The organism is Lacimonas salitolerans (assembly GCF_042677865.1).
GTDB classification, from domain to species: domain Bacteria; phylum Pseudomonadota; class Alphaproteobacteria; order Rhodobacterales; family Rhodobacteraceae; genus Lutimaribacter; species Lutimaribacter salitolerans.
In genome coordinates this window covers 171,691-191,139 of the sequence record NZ_JBHUDD010000059.1, presented here as the reverse complement: position 1 = coordinate 191,139, position 19,449 = coordinate 171,691, and the positions used below count along the sequence as shown (strand labels likewise).

The following is a 19,449-nucleotide window of genomic DNA, read 5'->3' as shown; positions in this document are numbered from 1 at the left end:
TCTAGGAGCCATGGAAAAAACCTTGTTCTCGTTCGGTCACGGATATTCGGCGCAGGCGCTTGCGCACAGGCTTCTGGCCGAAGGATGGCGCGTGTATGGCACCACGCGAAATCCCGGAAAAATCAAGGCCCTGAAGGATCAGGGCGTGCATCCGCTGCTTTGGGGGCACGATGACATCCCATCCGCACTGGCGCAGGCGACACACCTGCTGTCATCGGTTTCGCCCGATGCGGACGGTGATCCGGTACTGGCGGAATATCGCGCGGCGATCACCGCGGCCGCGCCGCAAATCGCTTGGGTGGGGTATCTGTCCACCACCGGCGTCTATGGCGACCGCCAGGGCGGCTGGGTCGACGAATCATCCCCGCTGACCCCCGGCACCCGCCGCGGGCAGGCCCGCGTCGATGCAGAACGCGCGTGGGCCGCCATCCCGGGCCTGCCTTTGCACATCTTCCGGCTGGCGGGCATCTATGGCCCCGGGCGCGGGCCGTTCGAAAAGGTCCGGCAAGGCACAGCGCAGCGCATCATCAAACCCGGTCAGGTGTTTTCGCGCACCCATGTCGAGGATATCGCGCAAGTGCTGGCCGCCTCGATCGCGCGCCCCGATCCCGGTGCCGTCTACAACGTCTGCGATGATGATCCCGCCCCGCCACAGGATGTGATCGCCCATGCCGCCGACCTTCTGGACCTGCCGCTGCCCCCGGCGGTCGATTTCAACAACGCAGATCTGTCGCCCATGGCGCGCAGTTTCTATTCCGAATCCAAACGCGTCTCGAACGACCGGATCAAGCAGGATCTGGGCGTGACCCTTCTCTACCCCAGCTACCGCGAGGGGCTGCGTGCAATCCTGAAAGCAGAGGTGTGATGTCACCCCAAGGCCCCGACTCGCTTCAAGGCATGCTGCGGATGCTGCGCCCCGACGACGACGACGACTTTGTCTCGCTGCGCACGATCCTGAGCCATGTCGGGGACAGGTCATTCACCACGGTGATCCTGCTGACCGCGCTTGTTCTTGTCTCGCCCATATCCGCCATTCCGGGTCTGCCCTCGACAGGCATGCTGGTCATCGTCGGGGTTGCCTCGCAATACCTGGTGGGGCGCGATCACCTGTGGCTCCCGGCCTTTGTGCTGAATCGGCAAGTGCAGCGCAGCAAGCTTGAGAGGGCGATTGAATTTCTGCACGGCCCGATGGGCTGGATCGACCGGCGCACCAAGGCGCGACTGTCACTGCTGACGCGTCGCCCGATCAAATGGCTGATCGTTCTGACGATCATTGCCACCGCCCTGCCCTGGCCGCTGCTGGAACCCCTGCCCATGGTCACATCCATCGGCGCAACGGCCGTTTCGCTGCTGGCCATCGGGCTGGTAACGCGCGACGGGTTGTTCGTGGTGCTGGGCTTTGCCTTTATCGGCGCGATGGGAACCGCCGTGTTCCAGTTGTGGGAGCGGGTCTGGTAAACCCGCCTGCTACTGCGACCCGGGCCCGCTGGTTTCCAGAATTTCCTCTTCGGCCCTTTGCCACAGCTCGAACGCGATGGGGTTGCGGGTTTCCTCAAGGATATGCCCGACAAGGCCGATCGCTCGCGCCATCACGCCGAAACCGCGGATGATTTCCTGCGGAAAGCCGAACTCGCAACAGATCGCGCCAATGGCCCCGGTTGCGTTGATCGGCAGCACCTTGCCCGATGCAGACTCGGCCTCTTGCTGGATCAATTGCATCAGCGCGATGTAATCCCGCGACAGGCCGTTGTCGGCGGCAATCTGGAACAGGCGCGGGGTGCGCGGATCAACGGGCTTGTGCACCGGATGCCCCAGCCCCGACACGATCTGCCGGGCTGCGCGGTGGTCGGCAACGGTCTGCTTGGCAATCGCGGCCAGATCTGCCCCCTTGCCCGCCTGATCGGGCGGCAAGGCAGCATAAAGCATCCGCGACGCCCCCTCCATCGAGCCGACAAAGACGCTGCCCAAGCCACACAGCCCCGCCGCAACCGCCGCCTGCAACGATTCCGGCGCGCCCATGTATGTCAAACGCGCCACCATGGCCGAGGGCGTGATGCCATGCTCGACCAAGGTCACGGCTATGGCGTTGAACACCACTGACTCCTGTTCCGTCGGCTTGCGCCCCGTCACCTGCATGAAGGCCATGTCGCCCAGGTTGACATGGCCGAGGATTTCCGAGGGCAGGTCCAGCCCGTGCACCTGTATCCTGTCCGCCGTGCTCCAGCCGATGTCGGATGTGATCTTGTCCTTGCGTTTGGGCATCTCTGTCCCTCCTTAAACCGGGTCCCAGTTGAACACGTCTGCCGACACGTCCAGCGGCACAAATCCCGCGCGCAAGGCGGGCATGGCGTGTTCGGCCACCGTTTCCGGCGTCCATCCCCCGTCGCGGTGAACGGATCGCACGGGGCGCGGCTGGCTGAGCACGAAAATCTCGTTGTTGCGGCTGGCAAAGATCTGCCCCGTCACGTCGCGCGCGCGATCCGACGCCAGATACAGCGCCAGCGGCGCGATCTTGGCGGGTTTCATCTCTTGCAGCTTTTTCACCCGCTTGGCCTGTTCGGGGCTGTCCACCTTGATCGAGGATGTCATGCGGCTCCATGCAAATGGTGCAATGCAGTTAGACGTCACGTTCCAGCGCCGCAGGTCCAGTGCGATGGATTTCGACAGGGCCGCGATGCCCAGTTTGGCCGCGGAATAGTTTGCCTGCGCCAGATTGCCGATCAGCCCCGAGGTCGAGGTCATGTGGATCATCGCGCCGCTTTCCTGTGCGCGAAACTGATCCGCCGCAGCGCGGCTGACGTTGAACGTGCCATAAAGGTGCACCTTCACCACCGCATCGAAATCCTCGAAACTCATCTTGTGGAAAAACCCGTCGCGCAGGATGCCCGCGTTGTTCACCACCGCGTCCAGCCGGCCAAAGGCATCGACCGCATCGGCCACCATGGCCCGCGCGGCATCCGGGTCGGCCACGCTGCCGGTGTTGGCGATGGCGCGGCCCCCCATGGCCTCGATCTCGGCCACCACGGCTTGCGCCGCGCCTGCCTCGCTCCGGTCGCCCTTCAGGCTGGCACCCAGATCGTTGACCACAACGGCAGCCCCCTCCTGCGCGGCGGCCAGGGCTATGTCCCGGCCGATGCCGCCACCCGCGCCGGTGACCAGCATCACCTTGCCTGTCAGTATCCCTGTCATTCCGTCCCTCTCGAACCTTCGGTATCGCGCGCGGCCAGCGTGGCCTGCCCCTGCATCACGACCCGCCCGTCGTCGGTGGTCACGCTGATCGCGTATTCTGCACCCTCAAGCCGGTTTGCCTGCGCGGTCAGCGTCTGACCCACCCATGTCGGCGCGGTGAAGCGGATGGTCAGATCGGCAATGCGCAAGGCGTTGTCGCTGCCCTGTGCCACCGCCTGCACAGCCAGGTTCAGCGCCATGGTGCCATGCGCGATGGGCCGGTCAAACCCGGCCTTTGCGGCAGCCTCCGCCTCCAGATGGATCGGATTCCAATCCTGTGTCAGCGCGGCATAGGCGCGGGTCGTGTCCGGGTTGGTGGCAAGGGTCAGCGGCGGCAGGGTTGGTGGAAAATCAGTCATGTTTGTCCCCTCATGCCGCCCAGATCGCGGTCACGTCGCCGCGCATCAGGGCCTTGCCGTTTGCGTCGGCCTCGATCGCGAAGATGATCCAGTTGCGTCCCTTCTTCTGTTCTTTCGACAGCACGGTGACGGTATAGGACACCGTATCGCCCAGCCGCGCCTGCGCGCCGGTGAACGCCAGCTTTTGCGCGGCATGCACATTGCCCTTGGGCCGGGGCTGGATGGCGCGGATATAGGCCTCCATCATCCCGGCCACGATCAGCCCGTCGGGCGCCAGATCGCCGGTAATCGGGCCATAGACGCCTTCAAAACCCGCAACGCGGTCCGCATCCAGCGACACCACGACCGGGCCGAAACCGGCACCGGGGATCAGCCGGTCGAATGTCCACATCTTGTCAGTCATGCCTCGCCCTCGGTATGGCCCCGCGGCACGATCAGCGCGTCCAGCGCCAGAACCCCGTCGGGGCGGGCCAGCAGGGGGTTGATCTCGATGCTTTCGATCTGGTCGGCGTTGGCAAAGGCCAGAACCGACAGGCGCGAGATCGCATCGGCCACCGCCGCCTTGTCCGCCGCCGGGCGGCCCCGCACCCCGTCCAGCAACGCAGCGGCACGCAACCGGCCCAGCATCTCCAGCGCCTGATCGGGCGTCACCGGCGCGCGGGCCAGCACCACGTCGGGCGCGACCTCGGCCAGGATACCGCCCATGCCGATCATCACCATGGGTCCCATGATCGGATCGCGCTGCGTGCCTAGAATCAGTTCCACACCCTCCCCCGCCATCGGGGTGATCAGCACACCCTCGATATGCGCGTCGGGCATCCGCCTTGGTATATCGGTCAGCATCCGCCGCGCGGCATCACGCACCGAATCCGCGCTGTTCAGGCCCAGAGCCACGCCGCCGATGTCGGTCTTGTGCGCGATGTCCGGCGACAGGATCTTCATCGCGACCGGCAGGCCCATCGCGGTCGCAAGCGCAACCGCGCTGTCGGCATCCCGCGCCACCTCTTCCGGCAGGCAGGGGATACCGGCCTTGGCCAGCCGCGCCTTGGCCGCCGCCTCGGACACCTGCGTGGCGGGCAGGGCGGGATCACCGATGTCGGGCAGGATACCCGCCACGCCGGATCGGTCGAACCCGGCGCGCAGCCGCGCCAGCGCGCCCAGAACCGCAACCGCGCGCGACGGATCAGCAAAGCTGGGGATGCCCGCCGCGTCATAGCGCGCGGCCAGATCGTCGCCCAGCAGGCCCACCATCACAAAGGGCTTGTCGAACCCGTCCAATGCCCGGGTCAGCGCATCAAAGATCAAAGGCCCCAGCCGGTCCGCCCCCGCCCACGAGGTAAAGAACCCGACATAGGCGTCATAGTCGCCGCTGCGCATCATCTCGGTCAGGTAATCGGGGATCAGGTCGAAATCGTTGATCGCCTGCGCCGTGATGTCCACCGGGTTGCGCGGCGAGGCAAAGGGATTGCGCAGCAGCATCCGGTCTATCGCATCGGCGGGCATCGGCGGCACCTGCAGGCCATGCTTGGCCGCCGCATCGGCCATCAGCACCCCCGCCCCGCCCGAGACGGTCAGGACGCCCAGCCTGTCACCGCTGGGCAAGGGCGCGACCGAGGCGGCATAGAGAATGTCGAACATCTGTTCCGTCGTCTCGGTGCGCAGCGCGCCTGCCTGTTCTATCGCGGCCTGAAAACTGGCATCCGACCCGGCCAGCGACGCGGTGTGCGACTGCATCGCCTGCGCGCCAACCTCGGATGCGCCGACCTTCATGATCACCACGGGCTTGCGCAGCGCGCGGGCGCGCTCCAGCGCCGACAGCAGGGTTTCGGGCTGGTTGACCCCTTCCATGTAGATACCGATGGCGGTCACGCTGGGGTCTTCGACCATGTGGGCCAGGCAATCGGCGACGGTCACGTCAGCCTCGTTGCCCGTGGAAACCCAGCCCGCCACACCAAGCCGCCGCTCTTTGGCCATCTGCAACAGATGCGTGCCATAGGCCCCGGATTGCGTGATCAGGCCGATCCCCCCGCGTGCGGGCATCCCGCCCTGCAAGGCGGACGAGAACGTGCCGCAGGCCCCGGATGCCGCCGCATAGAACCCAAGGCAATTCGGCCCCAGCAGGCGCATCCCGTTTTCGCGTGCAATCCGCACCAGCCCGCCCTGAGCCGCCTGCCCGTCCGCGCCCAGTTCGGCAAATCCGGCGCTGAAGATCACCGCCGCGCGCGCGCCCTTGCGTCCGCAGGCACGCAGCGTGTCCGCGATGCGATCCGCCGAAACCGCCAGAATGGCCAGATCGACCAGCCCCGGCACGGCATCCAGATCGGCAAAGGCGGGCAGGCCCTGCACCGTGTCACGCGACGGGTTTACCGGATAGATCGGCCCCGAGAACCCCGAGTTCAGGCAAAAGTGCAACGGGCGGCCGCCGATGCGTTCGGGGTCGTCCGACGCGCCGATCACCGCGATGGAGCGTGGCGCGAAAAACCCGTCCAGGCCACGCCGCCTGTCCTCTGCCTGAAGTGTCATGTCTGTCCCTTTTTCCGTCATCCGGCGTCGCGCGCCTGATCCACCGGCGCATCACGCCGCCCGAACACGTTGATCTCGATGAAGCTGGCCGCCTGTTGCAGGGCCAGCGCGGCCTCGTGCAGGTCGGCGGGCTCTTTCTGCCCCGAGATCGAAATCGCGCTCAGCCCCAGACGCGGCACATCCTGCAGATCGCGCACCACCACGGCGGCCATGCTCAGACCCTTGAAAAGGTTGCCGAAGTCGAAGGCATAGCCATCGATGCGCGCCTTTTGCACATCGGCCCAATAGGCCTCGAACCCCGGCGGGTTCTGCCAGCGCAGCGCCTCGTAAGCCTGTTGCAGGGTGTCGCGGTCATAGCCGCGCTGCGCCGCGACGCAGCGCCCGACCGCCCCCACCAGATCGGGCAGGCGGGCGCCTGCGCGCATGTCGGCATGCACCACGTTGGGCGGCACGATCCGGTCTGACAGCACGATTCGCCCCGTCGGCGTCAGGTTCCACAGCGCCACCAGTACCTTGTGATGATGGCTGACCTCGGTGATGACCGGGCGGATCATGTCGACGGGATTGCGCCCCAGCATCGGCGCGGCAAGCTCCAGAATACCGGCGCCGATCTCATAGGTCTTGGTCTGTTCGTCGAACACCACCAGCCCCTCTTTGACCAGCGTTTTCAGGATGTTGAACGCGGTCGACACGTTCAGCCCGGTTTCGCGCGCCAGCGTCGCCACACCGGCGGGTTCGTCCGTCTGGGTCAGGCGGCGCAGGATCTTGACCGCGTTCTCGACCGCGCCGACGTATTTTTGCGTGTCCGACATGTTTCAGATTTTTCTCTTGGCAGAATTGCTTTCCTTATACAGAATGACAGCCATCAGCGCAAGCACGATACCCGAACAAAAACACGGGACACCAGACGCAAGCCGCTGATAAGGGAGGAAAAATTGACCGATCTGCACAGCATCTGCTGCCGAATCCCCATTTCGCAAAAGGCCGCGTGATGGCCTTTGAGGGGCTGCGCATCCGTGATGAAAGCGGCGGCATTCGCGTTCTGACCATGGCCGAACCCGCCCGCCGCAACGCGCTGAGCGATGACATGCGCGGGGCGCTGCGCGATGCGTTGCAGGCCGCACATGATGACGCCTCGGTGCGCGCACTGGTGCTGACCGGCTCGGGCGGATGCTTCTGCGCGGGCGGCGACATCAAGGCGATGGGTCAGCCGATACCGATCGCGCTGAAACGGCTGGATATCGTGCATGACATCGTCCGCCTGATCGCGCTTGGCCCGAAACCCGTGGTCGCCGCCGTGGACGGCGCGGCCTATGGCGGGGGCATGTCGCTGGCGCTGTGCTGCGATCTGGTCGTGGCGGCAGAGTCCGCCCGGTTCTGCGCGTCCTTCGCGCGGGTCGGGCTGGTGCCGGACATGGGGATCATGTGGTCGCTGCCCCGCCGCGTAGGGGCCGCACGGGCGCAGCAGATTCTGCTGGACTCGCGCGAACGTGCCGGGGCCGAAGCCGTGGAAACCGGAATGGCCGACATTCTGACCGATGGTGACCCCGTGGCCCGCGCCATCGATGCCGCGCACGCCCTGATGCCCGCCGCGCCCCTGCCCGCCGCCCATCTGCGCCCCATCCTTGCCCGCCATCAAGGCGATCTGGAGTCCGTGTTGCGCGACGAACGCGCAGCGCAGGCGACGCTGTTTGCCACGCAGGACCATGACGAGGCGCGCCGCGCCTTTCTGGAAAAACGCCCGCCGGAATTTTCCGGGGTCTGACACGCCCCGGCGGGGCACCGTGCCCCGGATATGTCAACAGAGGAGGAGGAAACCATGACCAAACTGAACCGTCGCCAGACGATGGCCCTTATGGGGGCTGCCGCATTCACCCCGATGGCACCCGCCGTGCTGCGCGCGCAAACCGCAGGCCTGCCCGACACGATGATTTGGAGCACCTACGATGTCGGCTCGACCGGCTATGTCGAGGCCACGGCGATTGCCGATGCCCTGATCAAGGCGCATGGCACCCGCGTGCGGTTGCTGCCGTCGGGGTCGGGCGTGGGGCGTTTGCTGCCCATGCTGCAAGGGCAGGCCAGCAACGCCTGGCTGGCCAACGAACTGTATTTTGCCACGCGCGGCATTTTCGATTTCGCCACGCCCGACTGGGGCCCCCAGAACCTGCGAACGATCTGCGGACGTCCGGCCAGTTTCGGCATCGCCGTGACCGAGGAAAGCGGGATCGAGACGATCGAGGATCTGCGCGGTCGGCGCATGGCCTATGCCGCAGCCAACCCGTCGGTGTCGATCAAGGTGGATACGATGATCGCGTCCAAGGGGTTGACCCGCGACGATGTCGAGGTGATCGAGTTCCCGTCCTATGGCGACACGCTGCGCGCGCTGACCCAAGGCCAGGCCGATGCCGCAGGCTCGGCGCTGACCTCTGCCGCGCTGAACGAGCTGGAGGCCAGCCCGCGCGGCATCCGCTGGCTGTCGTTCGACCCCAACGATGCCGCGCTGTGGGAGAACATGAACGAGATCGCGCCGCTGTTCTCGCCCTTCCGCGAAACCATCGGCGTGGGCGTCACCGGCAAGGACCCGGTGGATATCGTGGCCTACAAATACCCGATGATCACGGTCAAGCATGACGCGAACGCGGATGAAACCTATGCCTTCCTCAAGGCGGTGCATGAAAGTTTCGACGCGTTCAAGGATGCGGCCCCGATCATGGAGCGGTGGCACATCGACCTGATTTCCAGCGTGCCGCTGGATGCGCCGCTGCACGAAGGTGCCGTGCGCTACCTGCAGGAAATCGACAAGTGGAGCGACGAGCAGCAGGCCTGGAACGACGGCGCCATCGCCGAGATCGACGCCCTGCGCGAGGCATGGCCCGGGTTCCTTGAGGCCAACAGCGGCCTGTCGGAGGAAGAGTTCGCCACCGCCTGGGACGAAGCCCGCGCCAAGGCCACAGCAGACCTGTGACCTGACCGGTCGGCCCGTGCGCACCGCTTCCCGCGCGCGGGCCGTCCGTACCAGACTGCCCTCAGACCCAAAGGCTGATCCATGGACACTGCCCAGACATCCGCAAACTGGTTGCCCCGCGTCACCCGTATCGTGGTGATCGCGCTGGCGGGGATCGGTATCGCGATGACCATGCTGCAAACGCTGCCCATCGTGGCACCGGGCATGCGGCCCATCACATCGGCCTATTTCTATGCTTTGCTGGGGATCTTCCTGGCCATCGTATTCCTGCGCTTTCCGGCGGATCGCAGCAACCGGCCCAAGTGGCTGTGGTTGGCCGACTGGATCATGGCGATCCTTGTGCTGGCGATCTGCCTCTATTTCGCCAGTCAGGCGCGGCGGATCATGACGGCGGGCTGGTCGTTTTCGGCCCCGCCACTGGCCACGCTGGGCGCATCCATCCTGTTCTTTCTTGCGATCGAGGCGGTGCGGCGGTGCGCAGGCATGGTGCTGGCGGTGGTCTGCCTGACCTTTGGCCTCTATCCGATGGTCGCGGCCTCCATGCCGGGCGTGCTGTGGGGCAACCAGTTCACGTGGTCGGCGCTGGTGGCGGGCCACGCGTTGGGCACGGAATCAATCATCGGCATCCCGTTCCGCGTCGTGGCCGACCTGCTGATCGGCTATATCGTGTTCGGCGTCGTGCTGGCCATCCTGGGCGGGGGCGAGTTTTTCATGGCGCTGGCCCTGAAATTGCTTGGGCGCACCCGTGGCGGGCCGGCCAAGGTGTCGATCGTCGCGTCCAGCCTGTTCGGATCGCTGTCAGGCTCGGTGGTGTCGAACATCATCACCACGGGGACTTTCACCATCCCGTCGATGAAAAAGGCGGGGTATTCGCCGCACTACTCTTCGGCGGTCGAGGCATGCGCCTCGACCGGCGGCACGCTGATGCCACCGATCATGGGGGCGGCGGCCTTCCTGATGGCGACGTTCCTGGCCGTTCCTTACGCCGAGGTGATCGCGGCGGCGATCATCCCCTCGGTGCTGTTCTACGCAGCCCTGCTGATGCAGGCCGATTGCTATGCCGCCAAGAACGACCTGAAAGGGGCCGAGGCGGCAGATATCCCAACCGGCCTGTCGGTGCTGCGTCAAAGCTGGATTTTCGTGCTGGCGCTGGCGGTGCTGATCTATGTGTTGCTGGTGATGCGGCTGGAATCCTATGCGCCGTGGTATGCCACTGGCATCCTGATCGTCGGCGGATTGCTGGACCCGATGTATCGCGGCCGCGTTCTGGGTTTTGCCCGCATCATCGAGGAATCGGGCGTGGCGCTGGCGCAGCTTATCGGCATCCTTGCCGGGGTGGGCCTTGTGGTCGGCGCGCTGTCGATCACCGGGGTCGGATCGGCCTTTGCGCGCGAGCTGGTGCAATATGCCGATGGCAACGTCTATCTGCTGCTGTTCTATGGTGGGCTGACATCCTTTGTGCTGGGCATGGGGATGACGGTATCGGCCTGTTACGTGTTTCTGGCGATCATCCTGGCCCCCGCGCTGGTGCAGGCCGGGCTGAACCCGATGGCCAGCCACCTGTACATTCTGTACTGGGGCATGCTGTCCTATATCACCCCGCCGGTGGCGATTGCCGCGATCACCGCCGCGTCGGTGGGCAAGGCGGATGCGATGAAAACCGGGCTGACCGCGATGCGGCTGGGCATCATCCTGTTCATCCTGCCGGTGTTCTTTGTTCTGGAACCGGCGCTGATCGGCCATGGCGAACCGTTGCAGGTGGCGCAGGCGGTGCTGACGGCCGGGTTCTCGGTTCTGCTGATTTCCTGCGGATTGTCCGGGTGGCTGTATTTCTCGGGACCGATCAACATGATCGAACGCGCGGTGGTCATCGCGGCGGCGCTGCTCAGCCTTTATCCCGAACCGATGACCGATATCGTCGGTCTGGTCGTGGCCCTGTGCGTCTTTGTGGTGCACCGGCTGCGTGCCCGTTCCCTTGCCTGAAGGAGGCCCAATGGCCGTTGACGACGACACATTCGAGCAGTTGCTGGACAGCGTGCGCCGCTATGTCCGCGAGCGCCTGATCCCCGCCGAAAGCCAGGTCGAGGAAGGCAATGACATCCCCGAGGACATCGTGCACGAGATGGCCGACATGGGCCTGTTCGGCCTGTCCATCCCTGAAGAGTTCGGCGGCATCGGTCTGACCACCTTGCAGGAATCGCGGCTGGTCGAGGCGCTGTGCTATGCCTCGGTCTCGTTCCGGTCGCTGATCGGCACGAACGTGGGCATCGGCATTCAGGGCATCGTCATGGATGGCACCGATGCGCAAAAGGCCCGGTACCTGCCCGCGCTGGCCAGAGGCGACATGATCGCCAGTTTCGCCCTGACCGAACCCGATATCGGGTCGGATGCCGCGCATCTGAAAACCACGGCGCGGCGCGACGGGTCGGATTTCGTTCTGAACGGGACCAAGCGGTACATCACCAACGCAGTGCGCGCGGGCGTGTTCACGGTGTTTGCCCGCACCGATCCCGACCGCGACGGCGGTGACGGGGTGTCGGCCTTTCTGCTGCCCGCCGAAACGCCGGGCATCACTGTGGCCAAGCCGGATCGCAAGCTGGGTCAACGCGGCACCAAGACCTCGGATGTGATCCTTGATGACGTGCGCCTGCCCGAAAGCGCCATCATAGGCGGGCCCGGCAACCTTAACCGCGGCTTTCGCACGGCGATGAAAGTGCTGGACCGGGGCCGCCTGCATGTTGCCTCGATCGCGGTGGGCACGGCGCAGCGGATGCTGGATCTGGCCACCGATTACGCCATGCAGCGCCACCAGTTCGGCCAGCCCATCGCGCAGCATCAACTGGTACAGGCGCTGCTGGCCGAAAGCCAGGCCGAGCTGCTGGCCGCGCGCCATCTGGTGCGCGCCACCGCGCAGGAATATGACACCAAGGGTCAGGCGATCCTGATGGCGTCATCGTCCAAGTATTTCGCCTCGGAGATGGCGTTTCGTGTGGCCGACCGCGCGTTGCAGGTGCATGGCGGCGCGGGCTACATGGCCGAGTACCCGATCGAGCGGCTGTTCCGCGATGCCCGACTGCTGCGCATCTACGAAGGCACCAGCCAGATCCAGCAGATCATCATCGCCCGCCGCATGATCAAGGAGTATCAGGACCGCGCCTAGGCGCGGTCCGCAGGCGTCACGCCATCCTGTTCCAAGGCGGCGATCTCATCCGGGTCATAGCCGAATTCCGCCAGAACCTGGGCGGTATGCTCGGCAAATCCGGGCGGTGGGCGGCGAAAGCTGGGCGGGGTCTGCGCTGGCTTGGCCGGCGCGCCAAGGCCGCGATAGCCGTCCATTTGAACCACCATCTGCCGGTGTGCGGTGTGGGGATGCGCCAGCGCCTCGTTCACCGTCAGGATCGGCCCGGCGGGCACGCCTGCCGCGATCAGCCGTTCCCCCAGCGCGGCACCGTCCTGATCGGCCATCGCAGCCTCTAGCGCCTCGCGCAGGGCCTCGCGGTTCACCACGCGGTCGGCATTGGTGGCGAACTGCGGATCCTCCGCGATCTCGGGCGCACCGATTTCCGCACACAGCTTGGCGAATTGCCGGTTGTTGCCCACCGCCAGATACACCGGCCGCGTGGCCGTGACATAGGAGGAGTAGGGCGAGATGTTGGGGTGGTCATTGCCTGTCAGTCGCGGCTCTTTCCCCGACAGGAACACGTTGGGCGCGTGCGGGTGCAGCAGCGACAGGGCGGAATCAAACAACGCGGCCTCGACGAATTGCCCCTTGCCGGTGGCCGCACGATGGGTCAGCGCCATCATGATCCCGATCACCGCGTTCAGCCCGGTGACCATGTCCACCACCGGCAGGCCCACGCGCGTCGGCCCGGTGTCGGCGGTGCCGTTGACCGACATGATGCCACCCATCGCCTGCAGGATTGCGTCATAGCCTGGCATCGCCCCCATCGGACCATCCGCGCCAAAGCCGCTGACGCGGGCGTGGATCAGGCGCGGAAAGCGGTGCGACAGCACCTCGTCATACCCCAGCCCCCATTTCTCCAGCGTGCCGACCTTGAAGTTTTCCAGCAGCACATCCGCACCTTCCAAGATCCGCAGCAGCACCGCGCGGCCTTCGTCGCGGGTCAGGTCCAGCGCAATGGCGCGCTTGTTGCGGTTCAGCCCTTCGAAATAGCCTGCCGTGCCATTGTCGTTGAAGGGCGGCCCCCAGCCGCGGGTCTCGTCCCCGGCGGGCGGTTCGATCTTGATCACATCCGCCCCGTGATCGCCCAGAACCTGCCCGGCGAAGGGCCCGCCCAGCACGCGGCTCAGGTCGATCACTTTCAGGCCTGCAAGGGCCCCTGTTGCCGTATCGTTCATTCCGCTGCCTCCAGCATGGTTTCGGTTTCTACAAATGCCCGCTCCAGCAGGTCGGCATCGCCGGTGTCGTCCCCGCCCCCGACCAGCGGATCGCGAGCCGTCAGCTTGTGTTTCAGCACCAGACCGGCCAGCCGCGTACGGTCGCCCGCACCACAACCGGGCTGCGCATCCTCCCACGCCATGATGATCGCTGACGCCGCGTTGTAAACCGCGCTGGCCGCCTGGCGCACCTCGCCCTCGCGCGCGGGGTCATTCGCCACGGCGTCCAGGTATCCGGCGGCGCGGTCCAGCGCATCGCGCGCCCCGCCCGGCACCATGTTGCCCGCCTGGTCGGCCAGATCGTCCAGATGCGCGCGCAGCGCATCCAGCGCGCCCTCGCGTCTGGTCGCACGGGCCACATCCAGCGCCACGATGTTGCTGGTGCCTTCCCAGATCGAGCCCAGATGCGCGTCGCGCAGGATGCGCGCATCCGAGAACTCCTCGATATAGCCACAGCCGCCGCGCACCTCCATCGCGTCGCCCGCCACCTTGCGTGCATCGCGGCAGGTGCGGAACTTCAACAACGGCGTCAGGATGCGCAGCACCTTTGCCGCCTGCGCATCACCCGCATCGGCGCGGCGCAGCACCTCGGCGGTGTGAAACACCATCGACCGTCCCTGCTCTGCCGTCACCAGCAACTTAAGCAGTTGCCGCCGCATCAGGGGCAGGTCGATCAGCCGCTTGCCGAATGCCGTGCGGTTGCGCGCGATGAACAGCGATTCCGCCACTGAGCGGCGCATCATGCCGGCGCTGCGCACCCCGTTGGCCAGCCGGGACATGTTGATCATGTCGGTCATCTGCTTGAAGCCTTGCCCCGGATCGCCCACCAGATGCGCCACCGCGCCTGTTATCGCGATCTCGCCCGAGGCCATGGATTTCGTGCCCATCTTGTCCTTCAGCCGCAGGATGCGATAGGCGTTCAGCGTGCCATCGGGCAGGTGCCGGGGCAGCAGGAAAAGCGACAGGCCGCGCGTGCCGCCATCGCCGCCCTCGGGCCGGGCCAGCACCATCGCCAGCGCGGCATCGGGGTTCGAGCAGAACCACTTGTCGCCGTAAAGCCGCCAGGTGCCATCCGCGTCCTGCCGCGCCACGGTGTCGATGGCGCCAACGTCCGACCCGGCCATCTGTTCGGTCATGAACATCGCACCCTGCATCAGCACATCCATGTCCTGACTGGTCAACTGGTCGAAATACTCGGCCACCAGGTCGGGATCACCGAATTTCGCCAGCGTCCGGGTCAGGGAATCCGTCATGCTCAGAGGGCAGCACAGGCCAAACTCGGCCTGCACGAACAGATAGACCAGCGCGTATTTCACCGCCGGTGGCAGCTTGCCCGGCTGGCCAAACACACCCCCGCGATGCGACATCGCCGCAAGACCGAATTCGCCAAAGGCATACTGCTCAAGCCGCTGATAGGCGGGATGCTTTTCGATGCTCTGCGCATCCGCCCCGATCCGGCTGCGCAAGTGCAGGATCGGCGGGTTCTTGTCGGCGGTCAGCGCCAGCCGCTCCAGCTCGGCCCCGCTCAGCGCGCCCATGCGGTCGAACTGGGGCAGCAGTGCGGCAAAGGTGTCATCGTCGAGATAGACCTTCAGAAGCCGCCGCAGCGCAGGGTCGGCGCGAAAGGCGTTCAGCCCGGAACTGTCGGGGATGTTGTGATGGATGGTCGGCATGGTCTCTCCTCCGGTGCATCGCGGATGATGCGGTATTTTCAGGCAGGGGCAGGCAGGGGCAGGCAGTCGGCCCCGCATTCGTCGCTGATTGCGGTGCGGATCATCGCGCCGATCTGATCCATACGCGGCAGTACGCGCGCCTCGGGTCCGGCCACGGTGACGGCAAAGGCCTGCGCGCCGATCACCACCGGCAAGGACACGCCGCCCAGGTCCGAGGAATAGGCCGAGGCCGACATGAACCAGCCGCGCGCCAGCGATGCGTCGATCTGGGCGCGGACCTCGTCGGCGCTGGTGGGGCTGTTGCGGTTATAGGACTGATACCGGATGCGCCCCAGCAACGCATCGCGCTGCGCGACCGGCATCAGCGCCATCAGCGCCTGCCCCGAGCCGGTGACATGGATCGGCAGCCGCGTGCCCGCCTGCGCAGCATAGCGCAGCAGTTGCGGGCTTTCGCGCACCTCAAGCACAACCACATGCAACCCGCTGGCCCCGGCGATCCACACGGTTTCGTCCGTATCCTCGACCAGCCGGTCGATGACGCGGATCAACGATTGTGGCACCGGGTCGGCATCCGCGATCTGGCGCGCCATGATCAGCCAACGGGGCGTCGGGAAATAGGCACCGCGCATGCGCGGTTCATACAGATAGCCACGGTCGGCCAGCGTGCCGACGATATTGAACGTGCTGGACCGCGCCCAGCCGAAATGCTGCGCCAGTTCGGCCACCGTGGCGGGGCTGCGATGCTCGGCAAAGAATTCGAGGATCGACAACACGTTGTCGGCTTGCTTGACCTGCATCAGCCCATCCATTTGTCCATATTTATGGACTTACTAAACTCAAATATGGACAAAATCAAGTTTTCGGTTATAGACTGTCCAGAAGGCTGGCATTGATCAGCTTTCCGACCGACAGGAGCCAAGCCCCGATGACCGCCTACATCACTGGTGTTGCCATGACCGGATTTGGCAATCATGCGCCAAAGACCTCGCTGGACTTGCAGGCCGAGGCGGCAACCGCCGCGCTGGCGGATGCAGGGATCGGGCGCGGGCAGGTGGACGGCCTTTTGCTGGGGTATTCCACCGTCGCCCCTCACCTGATGCCCGCCACGCGCTTTGCCGAGTATTTCGGCCTCAGCCCTGCCTATGCCCATGGCGTGCAGGCGGGCGGGGCCACTGGGTTGGCCATGGTCGCCCTGGCCCGGCACCTAGTCACAGCGGGGGCGGCGCGAAATGTGCTGGTGGTTGCAGGTGAAAACCGCCGCAGCGGCCATGCGGCAGGCGACGCTGCCCGCACCCTGGCCGAGGTGGGCGAGCATGATCACGAGGTCACGCAAGGCGGGTCTGTGCCTGCCTATTACGGGTTGGTCGCCTCGCAGTACCTACACGCCCGCGGGCTGCGACAGGAGGATCTGGCAGAACTGGCCGTGCTGATGCGCCGCCATGCCTGCATGACGCCGGGCGCCCAGTTTCGGAAACAGGTCACGGTTGAGGATGTGATGGCCAGTCGGCCCATCGCCCTGCCTCTGAAGCTGCTGGATTGCTGCCCGGTGTCCGATGGCGCGGCGGCGGTTCTGGTATCCGCCAGCGAAAACGGCATCGCCATCACCGGCACGGCGCAGGCTCATACCCACCAACACCTTACGCAATCCCCGGCCGATGTGGCCCTTGGCGCGCGCCAGTCCGCAGCAGCCGCGATGGCGCAGGCAGGCTGCACCCCGGCCGATATCGACCGGCTGGCGATCTATGACAGCTTCACGGTGACGCTGGCGATGTTTCTTGAGGCCTGCGGTTTTTGTGCCCCTGGGCAAGCCCCCGCCGACACGCGCGCGGGGCGGTTCGACCACGATGGCGCGCTGCCGCTGAACACCCACGGCGGGTTGCTGTCCTATGGCCACCCCGGCGTGGCGGGCGGCATGGCGCATATCGTCGAGATCACCCGCCGTCTGCGCGCCGACGCCGCGCACAGGCGCGGATTCATCCATGCCGATGGCGGGGTGTTTTCCGCCAATGTCAGCATGGTGCTGGAGGCGCGGCCATGACCGACCAACCCACCGGCCTGCGCCTGTTCACCTGCTCGGGCTGCGCCTATGTGTTCCAGATCGCGCGCGGATTCTGCCCGCGCTGCGGCGGCACCGCGCTGAGCAGCAGCACAAAATCCCGCCACGGCACCGTCACCGCCTGCACCGAGGTGCATGTCACCCCGCTGGGATCGCCCACCGGCGCTGTGCCGTTCTGGATCGTGCTGGTGCAGACAGACGATGGCCCGGTGATCATGGCAAGCAGCGCGCAGCCCTTGCAAATCGGAGCTGCAACCACGCTGACCGCGCGAACACCGGACCGCGGGCCTTACATGGCCGAAACCTAGGCCCGCTTGCCCATCACCTCGACGCCCAGAACCTCGAGCACCTTGGATTCGATATCGGGGGCGTTCAGCCTGGCGGTAGCGTACATATCCTCGGGGCTGGACTGGTCGATGAAGGTGTCGGGCAGCACCATCGACCGGAACCGCAGCCCCGCATCGAACACGCCCTCATCCGACAGCAGTTGCGCGACATGGCTGCCGAACCCGCCGACCGCGCCTTCCTCGATGGTGATCAGCGCCTCGTGATCGCGGGCGAGCCCGAGGATCAGGTCGCGGTCCAGCGGCTTGGCAAAGCGCGCGTCGGCCACGGTGGGCGTGATGCCGCGCGCGCCCAATGCCTCGCAGGCGTCCATCACCGCGCCCAAACGGGTGCCGAAGGACAGGATCGCCACGCGGCTGCCGGTGTGGATCATCCGGCCCTTGCCGATTTCCAGCACCTCGCCACGTTCGGGCATGGTCACGCCCGACCCCTCGCCGCGCGGATAGCGGAACGCAATCGGACCGTCATCATGCGCGGCGGCGGTGGCGACCATGTGGGTCAGCTCGGCCTCGTCCGCTGCCGCCATCACCACCATGCCCGGCAGGTTCGCCATATAGGCCACGTCGAACGACCCCGCGTGGGTGGCCCCATCGGCCCCGACCAGACCCGCGCGATCAATGGCAAAGCGCACCGGCAGGCGCTGGATCGCCACGTCATGCACGACCTGATCGTAGCCGCGTTGCAGGAATGTCGAATACATCGCGCAGAACGGGCGCATACCGCCGGCAGCCAGGGCTGCAGCAAAGGTCACACCGTGTTGCTCGGCAATGCCAACGTCGAACACGCGGCTGGGATAGCGTTCCGCCATCAGGTCCAGCCCGGTACCGCCGGGCATGGCCGCCGTCACCGCACAGATGCGCGGATCGCAGGCCGCCAGCGCGGTCAGCGTGCGGCCGAACACCTCGGTATAGCTGGGGGCGTTGCTGGGCGACTTCTTTTGCTTGCCGGTCAGCACGTCGAATTTCGCCGTCGCATGGCCGCCGTCGCGCGCGCTTTCGGCGGGGGCATAGCCCTTGCCCTTTTTCGTCAGCACATGGATCAGCATCGGCCCGGTAGAGCGCGCCTTGACCGTCCGCAACACCGGCAGAAGCTGGTCGAAATCATGCCCGTCGATCGGCCCGACATAGGAGAACCCCAGCGCCTCGAACAGGGTGCCGCCGACGGCCATGCCTTTGAGCATGTCCTTGGCGCGCTTGGCTCCTTCGCGGAAGGGTTCGGGCAGCAGGCTGACCGCGCCCTTGGCGGCGGCCTTGAACTCCTGAAACGGCTCTCCGGCATAAAGCCGGCTCAGGTAGGACGACAGCGCGCCCACCGGCGGTGCGATGCTCATCTCGTTGTCGTTCAGGATCACGATCATGCGCTTTTTCAGGTGGCCGGCGTTGTTCATCGCCTCGAACGCCATGCCGGCACTCATCGCGCCGTCGCCGATCACCGCGATGGCATCGCCCAGCCCGCTGTCGATGCTGCCACCCAGATCACGCGCCACCGCATAGCCGAGGGCCGCGCTGATCGAGGTGCTGGAATGGGCCGCGCCGAACGGATCATAGGGCGACTCGGACCGCTTGGTGAACCCGCTCAGCCCGCCCTTTTGCCGGATCGTGCGGATGCGGTCGCGCCGTCCGGTCAGGATCTTGTGCGGATAGGACTGGTGCGACACGTCCCAGATCAGCTTGTCGCGCGGCGTGTCGAACACCGCATGCAGTGCCACGGTCAGTTCGACCACACCCAGACCTGCGCCCAGATGGCCGCCGGTCTCGGACACGGCGGAAATCGTCTCGGCGCGCAGTTCGTCGGCCAGTTGCCGCAGTTGCGTGTCGCTCAGCCGCTTCATGTCGGCGGGGGCGTGGATGGTATCCAGCAGCGGTGTGGTGGGTCGTTTGGTCATTCTGGCACCCCTCCCGG

General features: G+C 65.9%; 18 protein-coding genes. 8 read left to right on the top strand and 10 right to left on the bottom strand.

The genetic code is table 11. From position 1 onward, the window contains the following. Positions 1 to 10 precede the first annotated feature (10 nt). Positions 11 to 865, top strand: coding sequence for an SDR family oxidoreductase (locus tag ACFTOW_RS12655; RefSeq protein ID WP_379916242.1), 855 nt, complete (start codon positions 11 to 13; stop codon positions 863 to 865). Between the two features lie 32 nt (positions 866 to 897). Further along, complete coding sequence (locus ACFTOW_RS12650; RefSeq protein ID WP_379916240.1) at positions 898 to 1,458, top strand: exopolysaccharide biosynthesis protein; 561 nt, start codon at positions 898 to 900, stop codon at positions 1,456 to 1,458. A gap of 9 nt (positions 1,459 to 1,467) precedes the next feature. On the opposite strand, the gene ACFTOW_RS12645 is transcribed toward ACFTOW_RS12650, so the two are convergent. Genes ACFTOW_RS12645 through ACFTOW_RS12620 form a run of 6 tightly spaced genes read right to left on the bottom strand, consistent with a single transcriptional unit; the run spans position 1,468 to position 6,922 of the window. Next, complete coding sequence (locus tag ACFTOW_RS12645; protein ID WP_379916238.1) at positions 1,468 to 2,262, bottom strand: citryl-CoA lyase; 795 nt, start codon at positions 2,260 to 2,262, stop codon at positions 1,468 to 1,470. A gap of 12 nt (positions 2,263 to 2,274) precedes the next feature. Further along, the gene (locus tag ACFTOW_RS12640; RefSeq protein ID WP_379916237.1) at positions 2,275 to 3,189 is read right to left on the bottom strand and encodes an SDR family NAD(P)-dependent oxidoreductase; all 915 of its coding nucleotides are present in this window, start codon (positions 3,187 to 3,189) and stop codon (positions 2,275 to 2,277) included. After that, positions 3,186 to 3,587: a MaoC family dehydratase gene (locus tag ACFTOW_RS12635; RefSeq protein WP_379916235.1), complete on the bottom strand. Its 402-nt coding sequence runs from the start codon at positions 3,585 to 3,587 to the stop codon at positions 3,186 to 3,188. Before ACFTOW_RS12635 ends, ACFTOW_RS12640 begins: the two co-directional genes overlap by 4 nt. 10 nt (positions 3,588 to 3,597) lie before the next feature. Continuing rightward, positions 3,598 to 3,990 carry a hypothetical protein gene (locus ACFTOW_RS12630; protein WP_379916233.1) on the bottom strand — a complete coding sequence of 131 codons (393 nt, stop codon included), beginning with the start codon at positions 3,988 to 3,990 and terminating at the stop codon, positions 3,598 to 3,600. Then, positions 3,987 to 6,110 (bottom strand): acetate--CoA ligase family protein, encoded by a 2,124-nt coding sequence (locus tag ACFTOW_RS12625; RefSeq protein ID WP_379916231.1) that lies wholly within the window; start codon positions 6,108 to 6,110, stop codon positions 3,987 to 3,989. Before ACFTOW_RS12625 ends, ACFTOW_RS12630 begins: the two co-directional genes overlap by 4 nt. Before the next feature lie 17 nt (positions 6,111 to 6,127). Next, the gene (locus tag ACFTOW_RS12620) at positions 6,128 to 6,922 is read right to left on the bottom strand and encodes an IclR family transcriptional regulator (RefSeq protein ID WP_379916229.1); all 795 of its coding nucleotides are present in this window, start codon (positions 6,920 to 6,922) and stop codon (positions 6,128 to 6,130) included. Positions 6,923 to 7,101: 179 nt separating this feature from the next. On the opposite strand from ACFTOW_RS12620, the gene ACFTOW_RS12615 reads away from it, so the two are divergent. The 4 genes from ACFTOW_RS12615 (at position 7,102) to ACFTOW_RS12600 (ending at position 12,235) form a co-directional block, all read left to right on the top strand. Continuing rightward, positions 7,102 to 7,875 (top strand): enoyl-CoA hydratase/isomerase family protein, encoded by a 774-nt coding sequence (locus ACFTOW_RS12615; protein ID WP_379916227.1) that lies wholly within the window; start codon positions 7,102 to 7,104, stop codon positions 7,873 to 7,875. A gap of 54 nt (positions 7,876 to 7,929) precedes the next feature. Beyond that, positions 7,930 to 9,075, top strand: a complete 1,146-nt coding sequence (locus ACFTOW_RS12610; protein ID WP_379916225.1) for a TAXI family TRAP transporter solute-binding subunit — start codon at positions 7,930 to 7,932, stop codon at positions 9,073 to 9,075. Between the two features lie 81 nt (positions 9,076 to 9,156). Continuing rightward, the gene (locus ACFTOW_RS12605) at positions 9,157 to 11,058 is read left to right on the top strand and encodes a TRAP transporter permease (RefSeq protein ID WP_379916223.1); all 1,902 of its coding nucleotides are present in this window, start codon (positions 9,157 to 9,159) and stop codon (positions 11,056 to 11,058) included. 10 nt (positions 11,059 to 11,068) lie between these two features. Continuing rightward, complete coding sequence (locus ACFTOW_RS12600) at positions 11,069 to 12,235, top strand: acyl-CoA dehydrogenase family protein (protein WP_379916221.1); 1,167 nt, start codon at positions 11,069 to 11,071, stop codon at positions 12,233 to 12,235. Here the strand turns inward: ACFTOW_RS12600 and ACFTOW_RS12595 are convergent. From ACFTOW_RS12595 to ACFTOW_RS12585, 3 genes are read right to left on the bottom strand one after another with little or no spacing between them, the layout of a single operon-like run. Next, entirely contained in the window at positions 12,232 to 13,434 is a 1,203-nt protein-coding gene (locus tag ACFTOW_RS12595; RefSeq protein WP_379916219.1) for a CaiB/BaiF CoA transferase family protein, read from the bottom strand. The two genes, ACFTOW_RS12600 and ACFTOW_RS12595, sit on opposite strands and share 4 nt — an antisense overlap. After that, positions 13,431 to 15,146 (bottom strand): acyl-CoA dehydrogenase family protein, encoded by a 1,716-nt coding sequence (locus tag ACFTOW_RS12590; protein WP_379916217.1) that lies wholly within the window; start codon positions 15,144 to 15,146, stop codon positions 13,431 to 13,433. Before ACFTOW_RS12590 ends, ACFTOW_RS12595 begins: the two co-directional genes overlap by 4 nt. A gap of 38 nt (positions 15,147 to 15,184) precedes the next feature. Then, positions 15,185 to 15,943, bottom strand: coding sequence for an IclR family transcriptional regulator (locus tag ACFTOW_RS12585; protein ID WP_379916215.1), 759 nt, complete (start codon positions 15,941 to 15,943; stop codon positions 15,185 to 15,187). 128 nt (positions 15,944 to 16,071) lie between these two features. On the opposite strand from ACFTOW_RS12585, the gene ACFTOW_RS12580 reads away from it, so the two are divergent. Next, entirely contained in the window at positions 16,072 to 17,184 is a 1,113-nt protein-coding gene (locus ACFTOW_RS12580; RefSeq protein WP_379916213.1) for a thiolase family protein, read from the top strand. Then, on the top strand, positions 17,181 to 17,510 hold the full coding sequence (locus ACFTOW_RS12575; RefSeq protein ID WP_379916211.1) for a Zn-ribbon domain-containing OB-fold protein: 330 nt from the start codon (positions 17,181 to 17,183) through the stop codon (positions 17,508 to 17,510). Before ACFTOW_RS12580 ends, ACFTOW_RS12575 begins: the two co-directional genes overlap by 4 nt. Here the strand turns inward: ACFTOW_RS12575 and dxs are convergent. After that, positions 17,507 to 19,432 (bottom strand): 1-deoxy-D-xylulose-5-phosphate synthase, encoded by a 1,926-nt coding sequence (dxs, locus tag ACFTOW_RS12570; RefSeq protein ID WP_379916209.1) that lies wholly within the window; start codon positions 19,430 to 19,432, stop codon positions 17,507 to 17,509. The genes ACFTOW_RS12575 and dxs overlap by 4 nt on opposite strands. Between the last annotated feature and the right edge of the window lie 17 nt (positions 19,433 to 19,449).